This is a genomic window from Mesorhizobium sp. U510 (genome assembly GCF_059180695.1).
On record NZ_CP180532.1, the window covers coordinates 5,942,971 to 5,955,052 of the forward strand.

The following is a 12,082-nucleotide window of genomic DNA, read 5'->3' on the forward strand; positions in this document are numbered from 1 at the left end:
GTCAGCCGGTTCGTTCCGACGAACAAGGGCACGCCAAAGTGACGATCGTGACCGGCAAGACCGAGGCTCGCCGAAGATTGCAACCCGGTAAATCCGGTGTGCTGCGCAAGATCTGGGAGCATCGCGCTGACTATGCGTACGTGCTGCCCGCGATCGCCGTGATGCTCGTCGTCATCGCCTATCCGATCTACTACACGATCGAGCTGTCGTTCTTTAATACGCCGCCTGGCCTGCAGCTCCGCGACAAGACCTTCGTCGGCTTCAACAATTACACCGCCATCCTCACCAGTGCGGTGTTCTGGAAGGTCACCTGGAACACGCTGATCTGGACGGTGGGATCCACCGGCATCTCCTTCGTCCTGGGGTTTGCCGCCGCGCTGGCGCTCCATCGCGACTTTTTCGGCCGTGGTGTGCTGCGCGCCATCCTGATCATTCCCTGGGTCATCAGCGCGGTCGCCGCCTCCTATATCTGGAAGTGGATCTACCACTCGGACTTTGGCATCATCGGCGCGGTGCTGGTCGGCCTCGGACTGGCCGACCGGCCGCCGAATTTCATCGACAGCGTCTCGACGGTGCTGCCCTCCCTTATCGTCGTCAACATCTGGCGCGAATTTCCGTTTGCCATGATCATGATGATGGCCGGCCTGCAGACGGTCCCCGACCAGTTGCTGCGCGCCGCCAAAGTCGACGGGGCCAATGCGTGGCAGCGCTTCTGGCACGTCACCTTCCCGCATTTGAGAAACGTCTCGACCGTGACGATCCTGCTGCTGGCTGTCGCCAACTTCAATTCCTTCATCATCCCCTGGATCATGACCGGCGGCGGTCCGTCGAACGCATCGCATATCTGGATCACCCACATCTATGAACTCGCCTTCGGCCGGCAGCGCTGGGGGGTGGCGTCGGCCTACTCGGTGCTGCTGTTCATCATCCTGATGACGTTCGGCTACTTCTACGTCCGCGCGCTAAGCGGCAACGACAGGAAGGATGGCAGCGCATGAGCACGATTGCCGAGACAGCCGCTCGAGGCCAGGCCCGTCGCCGCCTGCGCTTCGACGGATGGCGGTGGGGCGGACGCATCTTCCTCGTGTTCATGCTGCTTTACACCGCGTTGCCGATGGTCTGGATGCTGCTCACCTCGATCAAGTCGGGCTTTGCCGCGATGCAATTCCCGCCGCAATGGTGGCCTGACCAACCGACCCTTGCCAGCTACCAGAAGCTGCTCGATCCGCAGAACAGCGTCGGCCAGGACTTCCTCCGCTTCTTCTGGAATAGCCTTTTCGTCTCCACCGCCACCACTGTCCTCTCGGTGATCGTGGCGGTTCCGGCGGCCTACGCGTTTTCGCGCTTCACCTTCCCGGGCCGGAACTTCCTGTTCTTCACCGTCCTGCTGCGCAACATGTTCCCGGCGGTGATCTTTCTCGTGCCGCTGTTCATCCTGATGCGCGCGATCGGGCTGGTGAACACGCATGGCTCGCTCGTTCTCACCTACCTCACCTTCGGCCTGCCGCTGGCGATCTGGCTGCTCAAGGGCTTCTACGACAACATCCCGGTGCAGCTCGAGCAGGCGGCGCGCATCGATGGCGCAACGCGCTTCCAGGCCTTCATCCTGATCGTGATGCCGCTGTCGACGCCGGGCATCATCGCCACGGCGATCTATTCCTTCATCGGCGCGTGGAACGAGTACATCTACGCCTACACCTTCCTCTCCAAGAACGAACAGCTGACGCTGCCGGTCGGCATCCAGCGCTTCTTCTCGGAAAACACGACGGACTTTCCGGGCCTGATGGCGGCCAGTTTCATCATGAGCGTGCCCGTCGTGGTGCTGTTCCTCGTCCTGCAACGATACTTCGTACGCGCCCTTACAGAAGGCGCGGTCAAGCATTAGGGAGTTGCCGATGGCCCATGTGGTCCTCAAAGATCTCGTCAAGACCTATGGCAGCTTCAAAGCCGTCAACGAGGTCTCGCTGACGGTCAATGATGGTGAGTTCGTCGCGCTCGTCGGCCCCTCGGGCTGCGGCAAGACGACAACGCTCAATCTCATTGCCGGGCTGATCCCGATCACGTCGGGCGACATCGTCATCGGCGACCAGGTGGTCAACGATCTCGACCCCAAGGACCGGGACATCGCAATGGTGTTCCAGAACTACGCGCTCTATCCGCAAAAGTCGGTCTATATGAACCTCGCCTTCCCGCTGCAGATGCGCAAGCTGCCCAAGGCCGAGATCGACAAGAAGGTCCGCGAAGCGGCGCGTGTGCTCGACATGACGCAGTTGCTCGAGCGCAAGCCGCGCGAACTTTCGGGCGGTCAACAGCAGCGCGTGGCGCTTGGCCGGGCGCTTGTTCGAGACCCCGCGGTGTTCCTGATGGACGAACCGCTGTCCAATCTCGACGCCAAGCTGCGCGTCCAGATGCGCTCCGAAATCAAGCGATTCCATCAGGACCTCAAGGCGACGATCGTCTATGTGACGCACGACCAGCTCGAAGCCGTGACCATGGCGGACAGGATGGCTGTGATGAACGGCGGCTTTCTGCAGCAATATGATTCGCCGGCGCAGGTTTTCGCGCATCCCGCCAACATGTTCGTCGCCAGCTTCGTCGGCAGCCCGGCGATGAGCCTTATTCCGCTGGAGGCATCGACGGCAAACGGCGACACCGTCCTGAAGAGCGCCGAAGGCTGGAGCCTCCAGCTGTCGCAACGCAACGCGCGCAAGGCCCAGAGCGCGACCACCAAGAAGGTCGTGCTCGGTGCGCGACACTCGACGATCAAACTCCACAAAAGCGCGGTCCCCGGCGCCATCCCGGCCAAGGCCTATACGGTGGAACCAACCGGAGACGTCACCTTCGTGCAGGCGCTCCTCTCCGGCGCCATCGTCAACATCAGCGTGTCCCCCAACATTGCCGTCAAACCTGACGAGCAGATCTGGCTCGAGTTCGACCAGGAGCGGATGCACCTGTTCGACGGCGAAACTGAAATGGCACTCGAGGCCGCCTGAGACAGGCGATTGGGACGTGGGCGTGGATGACGACGAAGCTCAAGATCACGGCGATCAAGCCCTACCCGGTGTGGGTGGGAACGCGCAACCAGATGCTGGTGAAGGTCGAGACCGACCAGGGCATATTCGGCTGGGGCGAGAGCGGCTTGAGCGGCCGCGAAAGGGCCGTGACCGGCGCGGTCGAGCACTATCGCGAATTCCTCATTGGCCGCGATCCCCTGCAGATCGGCCGGATCTGGCAAGAGGCCTATCGCAGCCAGTATTTCGAAGGCGGGCGCGTTCTGCAGGCGGCGATTTCCGCCATCGACATCGCGCTTCATGACATCAAGGGCAAGGCGCTGGGGGTGCCGGTCTACGAACTGCTCGGCGGCAAGCAGCGTGACCGCATCCCCACCTTCGCTTCGACCGGTGACGAGGCCGAGGGCGATGTCGCCATCGAACGGGCCTGCGAGCTGTACAAGCAGGGCTGGCAGGCGATCCGCTTCTTCCCCGCCGGGCAAAGCAGCAAGGACATTTTCGAGCCGCGCGAGTCGATCGGCGTGACGGCCCGGATGCTGAACAAGGCCCGCGAGGCGCTGGGCGACGAGGTCGTCCTCGGCATCGACTATCATCATCGGCTGTCGGTGGCCGAGGCGGCGAGCTTCTGCAACAAGCTCGGCCGCGGCGTGCTCGATTTCCTCGAGGAGCCGATACGCGACGAAACCCCGGAAGCCTACGAATCCCTGCGCACGATGACCGACATCCCGTTCGCCATCGGCGAGGAATTTGCCAGCAAGTGGCAGTTCCTGCCCTACATCGAGCGCGGCATCCATCAGTTCAACCGGCTCGATGTCTGCAATGTCGGCGGGCTCACCGAAGCGATGAAGGTCGCCGGCTGGAGCGAGGCGCACTATGTCGACCTGATGCCGCACAATCCGCTGGGCCCGGTGTGCACGGCCGCGACAGTGCATCTCGCCGCCGCGGTCCCCAATTTCGCCTGGCTCGAGACCAGGGTGCCCGAAAGGAAGCTGGGCTTCGACAGTTCCGAGTTCTTCCCCGTGCAACCACAACTCGACGGCCCCGCCTATCCGGTCGGCGATCTGCCGGGGCTCGGCGTCGAGGTCAACGAGACGGCGATCCAGGCGCAGAGTTTCCGTTTCTGGGAGGCACCCCACCTCAAGCGCCGCGACGGTTCTGTCACCAACTGGTAGTTCAATTTCAACCGGAGTCCACCATGACGCATACCTCCGACATCATTCGGCCGCCCAAGGACCTGATCGAGGGATTGAGGGAGATCGGTGCCGCGACCGTTGCCGGCACGCTCGGCCATATGGGCTTCCGCAATCCCCACATGGTCGGTCCGGTGGCGCAGAACCACGGCAAGTCGATCGTCGGGCCGGCGCTGACGCTGCAGTTCCTGCCGCAACGGCCGGATCTCTTCAACGAGGGTGAATATGCCGACCCGGAGACGCAACTGCACCGGCACGTGCTTTATCATGCCCAGGAAGGCGACGTGGTCGTGGTCGACGCGCGCGGCGACATGAGCTCGGGTGTCTTTGGCGATATGATGTCGACCTACTTCAAGGGCAGAGGCGGTGCCGGCATCGTCATCGATGGATGCATGCGCGACAGGCCCAATGTCGAGAAGCTCGACCTGCCGCTTTGGCTGCGCGGCTGGACGCCCAATTATCATGTTCAGACCAGCATCTATCCCAATGCCGTCAACGTTCCGATTGCCTGCGGCGGTGTCGCGGTGATCCCCGGCGACATCATCGTTGCCGACGACGATGGCGTCGTGGTGGTTCCCGTCGCAATGGCCGCAAAGGTCATCGAGGAAGCGAAGACACATCACGATTGGGAAGAGTTCTCGCGAGAGAAGCTTATGCAGGGCGCCCCGTTGCAACGCTATTATCCGCTGCATGACGACGCGCGCGCAGAATACGAGGCGTGGCGCAAAGCAAACGGCTTGGGGAACCCAAACTAGCGCAGGGATCACCCGCGGCGGATGGCAGCCCCTTCCGGCGGCGCGATGGCCTCTCGCCGCAGCGTCGCGCGATATTTTGAGCCTGCCTCGGCTACGGGCGGGCTCAAAGAAAACGTGACGAATCGAGCAGCTCGGCCACGCCGTCCAGTTCCTTGTGCAGGCGATGCCAGCGACGGTCGAGATAGACCAGCGAATGCGCCTCCGGAGGGACCTCGTCCGGCTGTACGTCGCCTTCCAGCAGCTCCGCCGCGACCAGCGTCGCGCCCTCGATCGGCAGCAGGCCGAGCCGGCGCGCGCGGAACCAGGTCGAAACGCCGGTATAGCGCGGCTCGCCCGTCGGCAGCCGTGCCCAGGCGCCCCCGGGCGGAAAGCGTTCCGCGCCGCTCGATGCGCAGAGTTGCGCCAGGTCGATATCGGTGAAGCGGAGCAGGTGGATCACCATGGTCTCGGCCCGCAGCAGGGGCTCGGACGAGGTCGATTTCATCGAAAGCGAGAAGGCGACGACCGGCGGCGCCGCACTCACCGAGATCAGCGAGGACACGGTCATCGCCACCGGCCTGTCGCCGGGGTCGGCCGTGATCACGGCGACCCCCGCCGGATGGCGGCGAAAGGCTTCGCGGAAGGCGTTGGTCATCGGATGCGGCGCGTTCATCGACATGTCTCTTCTGCTGCTTGGAAAAAGGGGCCGGGCGGCGTCCCCCGCCCGGCCCTTCGGACTACTTCTTCTCGATCAGGTCGTAGAACTGCCAGACGCGGTCGCTCCACATGCCGCCGATATCGCGGCCGGCCGAGGTGACGATCGACGGCGCGATCGTGAAGTGGTTGGCCGCCACCATCATCTCGCGGAAGGTGCGCTGGATCACGCCGGCGCGCAGCGACGCGCCGCCGCCCGCGCGGTAGGCGAAGTTGCAGATATCGACGCCGACTTCGTGAATCTCGGACTTGGCCAGATGGACAAGGCTGATCTGTCGCGTCGACATCCTGTTGCCTGCCTCGACCGTCGCCTCGACGTCGCGCCAGGTTTCGAAGACAAAGGCGCGGGCGGCACGATAGCGAGCCTCGGCGCGGCCGTAGTCGTGCCAGAACTTCTCGCTCTCGCCGATCAGCCCGGCGCGGCCCGACTTCGAGCGGGCGAACTTGGCGATCTCGTCCAGCATCCGCCGGCCGGCACCCAGCGCCCAGCCGGTATGGCCGATGGCGGCGAGGCCCACGACACCGAGGCTGAAGAACTCCTTCTGGCGCAGCGGCGGCGCGGTCAGGATCGGGAAGACGAGATCATCGGCGATGAAGACGTCCTCGGCCGCGTAGTCGATGCTGCCCGTGCCGCCAAGGCCCAGCACGTCCCAATTGCCGAGCTGCTTGTGCTCGGAGATCGGCGCATGGGCGCACATGACGATGACATTGCCGTTCTCGTCCTTGGCGGGCTTGCCGGAGCCGTCGTCGACGAAGGCGGCGCTGTGGCTGTAGGTGGCGTGGCTGAATCCACTGCCATAGCTCCACTTGCCGTTCAGCCGGTAGCCGCCGTCGACCTTCTTCAGCATGCCCAGCGGCGCGCCCTGCCCCGAGAAGCGGTTGTCGGTGCCCGGCGCGAAAAGCCGCGCGACCGCACTGTCAGGCAGGAAGGCCGCCGACATCGCGCCGATGCAGCAATGCACCATCGAAACCCAGCCCGCCGCACCCGAATGCCAGGTGATCGCCTCGATCAGTTCAAGGCCCTGCGTGGGGGGCAACTGCGCGCCGCCAAGGCTCTCGGCGGCGAAGATATGCGACATGCGCAGCGGCTTCAGCACCTCGAAACTAGCTTGGGTCAGTTCGCCGCTCTCCTCGTCGGCGGCGGCATTGGCTTCCAGGATCGGCCCGATCTCCGCGATCTTCTTCAGCAGGTCGCGATGGTCGACGGTCGTTCCCCACGAGCCATGCTTGATGGGTTTGTTCATCGTTTTCTCCTCCTTGTTTGAAATGTGATCAACCGGCGAGGAAGTCGCCGATCTTGCTCAGCGTTTCGGGTTTTTCCTGCATGACGAAATGGCCGGCATCCTCGACCTGGATCAGGCGTGCATCCGGGAGCGCCTCGACGAAGAGTGGCGCCTGGCTGGCGGGCAGCAGACGGTCCCTGGTGCCCCAGACGACCAGCGCCGGATTGGTGATGCGCGCCAGGAAACGGCGCAGATTCGGGTGGCCCATGCCGAATGGCGCCAGCAGGCGACCCAGCGTCTCGCCCTCACGGGCGCGATCGGCGCCGAAGGCCTCCGCAATGGCCGGGTCCGAGCCGTCGGGGAAATAGCGCAACGCCACCGAGACGTCATGCGCCAGAAAGGCCGGCAGCTCCTGCGGCGCCACCGCGCCCAAATCCGTCGCCGGATGCGCGGGATCGTTGAGCCCGGCCGGCGCGACCAGCACCACTTTGTCGAAACGCTCGCGGGCAAGGCCAGCCAGCTCGGTCGCCATCCAGCCACCCATGGAAAAGCCGATGAGATGGGGGTTCTCCGGGAGTTTCAGGGCATCGAGCAGGTTCAGATAGTGCAGAACCATGTCGGACATCGCAGCCACATGTGGCGCGGCGCCCGAAAAGCCGAAGCCGGGATGGCTGGGGCACAGAACGCGGAAACGGTCGGCGAGACCTGCTGCAAAGTCGAAACCTTCCAGCGTCGAGGCGCCGTGCAGGAACAGCACGGGTTTGCCCTTGCCGATGGCTTTCACCACCGTCTTTACGCCGCCGACATCGTATTCGAGCGTTTCGAATTGAACGGTCATTCTATACCTCCTCAGGCAAGGTCGGGCTGGATCAGCACTTTGCACTGCGTCGTGCGGCGGCGAAGGCTCTCGAAGACCTGCGGAACCGGCGACAGATCGATCCGGTCGGTGATCAGCGCCTGCGGCGCGAAAGGTCCGCCGCGCAGCGCATCGAGGGCGACGCCGAACTCGTTGCGCTGATGGAAGAAGACCGAAAACAGCAGGTTCACTTCTTTGGTCAGCGCGACGAACGGGTCCCATTCGTCGCCGCCGATGCACAGGCCGACGCCGACCACCGTGCCCTGCAGCCGGACGGCCTTGACCGCCGCGCCGATGAGGCCGCGCTTGCCGACGCATTCGAAGACGATATCGGGCGCGCCGCTGCAGAGATCGGCAAGGTTCTCGGCCAGCTTGTTGCCCGATAGCGCGAAACCGGTCGCGCCAAGCGCCAGCGCGCGGTCCCGCTGATGGCTGTTGATATCGGCCACGACCACGCACGACGCCCCCATCCGCCGCGCCCAGAAGGCGACGAGCAGGCCGATCGGTCCGGCGCCCAGGATCGCGACCCGGTCCCCCGGCTTCATGCCCGAGCGCACGATGCAATGCAGCGCGACCGAGAGCGGCTCGGCCAGCGCGCCATCCTCTATCGCCGCCTCTTCGTGCAGGACATGGCATTGGCGCGCGGCGACGGCCGCGTATTGCGCATAGCCGCCGCCAATCAGCACCATGTCGGGGCAGCGGCCTGGATCGCCGCGCCGGCAAGCCTGGCAGTGCCCGCAGCCGCGCATCGGCACGACGGCGACACGGTCACCGATCCGAAGGTCGGCCACCCGTGATCCCAGCGCGACGACGTCGCCGGCGAATTCATGGCCGAGGACGAAGCCTCCACCGATGCCGAAAGGCGCTGGATCCTCGGTGATGTGCAAGTCGCTGCCGCAGATGCCGCAAGCGGCGACACGCAGGACGACCTCGTCGGGCGCCGGGGTCGGGTCCGGCACCGTGCCGACGCGCAGCGGACTGCCGACCGTATCGAAGATGGCTGCTTTCATAGAACCCTCCCTCTCAGCGGTCCGGATCGACGAGCTTGCGTCGGATCGGGAACCATGGCGCATCCCACCGTTTCGAGATCAGGCCCCAGATGCCGGTGCGGGCGTAGAGCGCCACCAGCAGCGTCATCAGGCCGAGGACGACGAAATAGGTTGCGCCGTATTCACCGAACCAGCGGTCAGCGATGAAGAAGATCAGGGATCCGATCAGAACGCCCTCGATGGAGCCGATGCCGCCGACCATGACGATGAAGATCGCCACATTCGCCCACATCGGATCGAAGGCCGAACCCGGCGTGATCCGCAACTGCGCCATGAAGTAGATCGCGCCCGCAAGGCCGCAGCCGACCGCCGACGCGACGTAGACGAGGAAGCGCAGCTTTGCGACATTCACGCCTTGGCTGGCAGCCGCAACCGGATTGTCGCGCATGGCGATCAGCGCAAGGCCGAAGCGCGAGCGAAGCAGCCAGTAGCTGCCGCCCAGCGTGACCAGCAGCATGCCGGCGCAGAGCAGTGACATGGCGACATTGCGCTCGAAGGCCGAATAATCCTTCATCACGCGCAGCGACATGCCCGCGCCGGAATTGACCAGCGGCAGGTTCGAGGCGGTCAGCCGGAAGACCTCGGCCACCACCCATGTGCCGATCGAGAAATACGGACCGTCCAGGCGATGAAGCAAAAGGTAGATCGGCACGGCCAGCGCCGCCGGCACCAGCAGCGACAGGAAGACCGCCGCGAACGGATTGATGCCGTAGGTCTGCGCCAACACGAAAAGCGCGTAGCCGGCAGCGCCCATGAAGGCGTGCTGGCCCACCGAGACAAGGCCGGCATAGCCGGCGAGCAGGTTCCACATCTGCGCGACGGCGATGTAGCAGCATAACACCAGGATCGAGCGGATCGTACCGGTCGAGGCCCACCACGGCATGGCCGCGACAGCGATCATCGCCAGCACCGCCAGCGTCATCGCGACGCGACCGGAGCGGGTTTGGCGCTGCACCAGCACCTCGGGCGACTCGGTTTCCGTGTAGGGGATCGCGCTCATGCCAATGCCTTTCCGAACAGGCCCTGCGGGCGGGTCGCCAGCACGATCAGGAAGACGATGTGTCCGGCGAGCACGCCAAAGCCCGGATCGATGCGGAAGCCGATGGCCTGCGAGATGCCGAGGACCATCGAGCCAACGAAGGCGCCCCAAACCGTACCCATGCCGCCGATGATCACCGCCTCGAACGCGTAGATCAGTTGGGCCGGTCCATCGGCCGGCGCGACGGTCGACCGCAGCGCCTGGAAGACGGCTGCAAAGCCCAGGATGCCGACCGCCGCCGCCGTCGCCATCGCATAGACGGCGCGCGGGTTGATGCCGGTCATCGCCGCCGCCTCGACATCGGCCGACGCGGCGCGCAGCGCCCGGCCGAAGCGCGTGCGCTTCAACGTCAGATCGAGGCCCCAGGTCAGACCCGTGGCGACCGCCAGCACGATCAGCGGCAGCAGGCCGATATAGACGCTGCCGATCTCGATGGATTGGCTCTCGATCCCATGGCCGGGCAGCGACCGGCTGTTGGCGGACCAGATTTGCAGCATCAGGTTCTGCAGCGCGATCGACAGTCCGAAGGTCGCGATCAGCGAAGGCAGCGGATCGCTGCCCACAACCCGGTTCAGCACGGCCTTCTGCAGCACCCAGCCCATCAGCACCGCGAGCGGCACCAATACGATCAGCACAGGCAGCGGTCCCAGACCCCAGGCCGAGGCCATCGAGATGCCGATCAGCGACAGCAGGATCACCAGGTCGCCATGGCTGATGTTGACGATGCGCATGACACCGAACATCAGCGCCATGCCGAGCGCATACTGGGCATACATGCCGCCCAGCAGGATCCCCTGCACCAAGGCGTCAAACCACTCCATGGCCCGCTCCAAAATAGGCTTTGCCGATCTGCTCGCGCGTGATTTCGGCCGACCTGCCGGTCAGGGTCACGCGCCCCTCCAGCATGCAGTAGAGGCGGTCCGAGGCGCTCCGGGCGAGGCCGACATCCTGTTCGACCACGATCATCGCCGTGCCGGTGGCACGGATTTCAGGCAGAGCGGCATAGATCTCGCGGATCACCTTGGGTGCAAGGCCGAGGCTGATCTCGTCGCAGAGCAGCACGCGCGGCTGGCACAGCAGCGCGCGGCCGATGGCCACCATCTGCTGCTGCCCGCCCGAGAGGCTCTGCACCTGCGTGCGGGCCTTCTCCTTGAGGATCGGGAAGAGCTGGTGCAGCCGTGGCAGCGTCCATCCGCCCTTGGCGCCCATGCGCGCGGCCTGGTCGATGGCGACGCGCAGATTGTCCTCGACCGACATGCCGGTGAACAGGCGGCGGCCCTCCGGCACGATGGCGACGCCCTTCTGCACCATGCGGTCGGTCGCGGTGCCGCCGACAGGGTCGCCGTGCAGCCGCACCATCTCGCGTCCGACCGGGAGCAGGCCCATGATCGAACGCAGGAGGGTGGACTTGCCTGCCCCGTTGGCGCCGATCAGGGCCACGGCCTCACCCTGGTGCAGCTCGATGTCGATGCCGTAGAGCGCCTGGAAATCGCCATAGCGGGCCAAGAGCCCGTGGGTGGAAAGAACGGCCGTCATGCCTCGATCCCCATATAGACGCGCTGGACCTCGGGCAGCGCGATCACCTCGGCCGGCACGCCTTCGGCGATCTTCTCGCCGAAGTTCAGCACCAACAGCCGGTCGGCCACCGCCAGCAGCGCATGCAGCACGTGCTCGATCCAGACGATGGTGATGCCGCGGTCGCGGATGCGGCGCACCAGCGCCACCAGCGCTTTCGATTCATCGTCGGTCAGCCCGCCCGCGATCTCGTCCAGCAGCAGCAGCTTCGGATCCGACGCCAGCGCGCGCGCCAGTTCCAGCCGCTTGCGGTCGAGCAGCGTCAGGGCACCGGCCGAGACATTGGCCTTGTCGGAAAGCTCGCAATCGCGCAGCACCTGGGCGCAGAAGGCATAGCTTTGCTTCTCCGACCGGCCGCCGCCGAACGCGGCGGCGACCAGCAGGTTCTCGAAAGTGGTCATGCCGGAATAGGGACGCGGGATCTGATAGGTCCGTCCGATCCCCATCTGGCAGCGACGGAAGGGCGGCTCGCCGCGCAGCGCCGTGTCGCCGAGCTGGATCTCGCCGCCGGACGCCTTCAAATCGCCGCTGATCATGTTGAACAGCGTCGTCTTGCCCGCCCCGTTCGGGCCGAGGATGCCCAGCACCTCGCCCCGACGCACGTCGAAACTCACCTCATGCAGGACGCGGACGGCGCCGAAGGACTTCGACACGCCGCGCGCCGTCAGCAGGATTTCCCTATCCATCGATC

At 65.0% G+C, this 12,082-nt stretch carries 13 protein-coding genes; 5 read left to right on the plus strand and 8 right to left on the minus strand.

The genetic code is table 11. From position 1 onward, the window contains the following. Positions 1-38 precede the first annotated feature (38 nt). From ACLGL5_RS30730 to ACLGL5_RS30750, 5 genes are read left to right on the plus strand one after another with little or no spacing between them, the layout of a single operon-like run. Positions 39-998: a carbohydrate ABC transporter permease gene (locus ACLGL5_RS30730; protein ID WP_019859738.1), complete on the plus strand. Its 960-nt coding sequence runs from the start codon at positions 39-41 to the stop codon at positions 996-998. After that, entirely contained in the window at positions 995-1,885 is an 891-nt protein-coding gene (locus tag ACLGL5_RS30735) for a carbohydrate ABC transporter permease (RefSeq protein ID WP_019859740.1), read from the plus strand. The genes ACLGL5_RS30730 and ACLGL5_RS30735 overlap by 4 nt, the downstream gene beginning before the upstream one ends. Before the next feature lie 10 nt (positions 1,886-1,895). Then, complete coding sequence (locus ACLGL5_RS30740) at positions 1,896-2,993, plus strand: ABC transporter ATP-binding protein (RefSeq protein ID WP_019859741.1); 1,098 nt, start codon at positions 1,896-1,898, stop codon at positions 2,991-2,993. 26 nt (positions 2,994-3,019) lie between these two features. Next, the gene (locus ACLGL5_RS30745) at positions 3,020-4,183 is read left to right on the plus strand and encodes a mandelate racemase/muconate lactonizing enzyme family protein (protein ID WP_019859742.1); all 1,164 of its coding nucleotides are present in this window, start codon (positions 3,020-3,022) and stop codon (positions 4,181-4,183) included. A gap of 23 nt (positions 4,184-4,206) precedes the next feature. Then, complete coding sequence (locus ACLGL5_RS30750) at positions 4,207-4,956, plus strand: ribonuclease activity regulator RraA (RefSeq protein WP_069092763.1); 750 nt, start codon at positions 4,207-4,209, stop codon at positions 4,954-4,956. Positions 4,957-5,059: 103 nt separating this feature from the next. Here ACLGL5_RS30750 and ACLGL5_RS30755 read toward each other — a convergent pair whose 3' ends face one another. Genes ACLGL5_RS30755 through ACLGL5_RS30790 form a run of 8 tightly spaced genes read right to left on the minus strand, consistent with a single transcriptional unit; the run spans position 5,060 to position 12,077 of the window. Continuing rightward, positions 5,060-5,614, minus strand: coding sequence for a flavin reductase family protein (locus ACLGL5_RS30755; RefSeq protein WP_244748397.1), 555 nt, complete (start codon positions 5,612-5,614; stop codon positions 5,060-5,062). Positions 5,615-5,672: 58 nt separating this feature from the next. Then, complete coding sequence (locus ACLGL5_RS30760) at positions 5,673-6,893, minus strand: acyl-CoA dehydrogenase family protein (RefSeq protein ID WP_069092764.1); 1,221 nt, start codon at positions 6,891-6,893, stop codon at positions 5,673-5,675. Positions 6,894-6,921: 28 nt separating this feature from the next. After that, complete coding sequence (locus ACLGL5_RS30765; RefSeq protein WP_069092765.1) at positions 6,922-7,710, minus strand: alpha/beta fold hydrolase; 789 nt, start codon at positions 7,708-7,710, stop codon at positions 6,922-6,924. A gap of 11 nt (positions 7,711-7,721) precedes the next feature. Beyond that, the gene (locus ACLGL5_RS30770) at positions 7,722-8,738 is read right to left on the minus strand and encodes a zinc-dependent alcohol dehydrogenase (protein ID WP_069092766.1); all 1,017 of its coding nucleotides are present in this window, start codon (positions 8,736-8,738) and stop codon (positions 7,722-7,724) included. 13 nt (positions 8,739-8,751) lie between these two features. After that, complete coding sequence (locus ACLGL5_RS30775) at positions 8,752-9,777, minus strand: branched-chain amino acid ABC transporter permease (RefSeq protein WP_069092767.1); 1,026 nt, start codon at positions 9,775-9,777, stop codon at positions 8,752-8,754. Then, complete coding sequence (locus ACLGL5_RS30780; protein WP_019859751.1) at positions 9,774-10,637, minus strand: branched-chain amino acid ABC transporter permease; 864 nt, start codon at positions 10,635-10,637, stop codon at positions 9,774-9,776. The genes ACLGL5_RS30775 and ACLGL5_RS30780 overlap by 4 nt, the downstream gene beginning before the upstream one ends. After that, a complete protein-coding gene (locus ACLGL5_RS30785; RefSeq protein WP_019859752.1) occupies positions 10,624-11,352 on the minus strand; it encodes an ABC transporter ATP-binding protein in 729 nt (242 codons plus the stop codon). Before ACLGL5_RS30785 ends, ACLGL5_RS30780 begins: the two co-directional genes overlap by 14 nt. Then, positions 11,349-12,077 carry an ABC transporter ATP-binding protein gene (locus ACLGL5_RS30790; RefSeq protein ID WP_019859754.1) on the minus strand — a complete coding sequence of 243 codons (729 nt, stop codon included), beginning with the start codon at positions 12,075-12,077 and terminating at the stop codon, positions 11,349-11,351. The genes ACLGL5_RS30785 and ACLGL5_RS30790 overlap by 4 nt, the downstream gene beginning before the upstream one ends. Positions 12,078-12,082 lie beyond the last annotated feature (5 nt).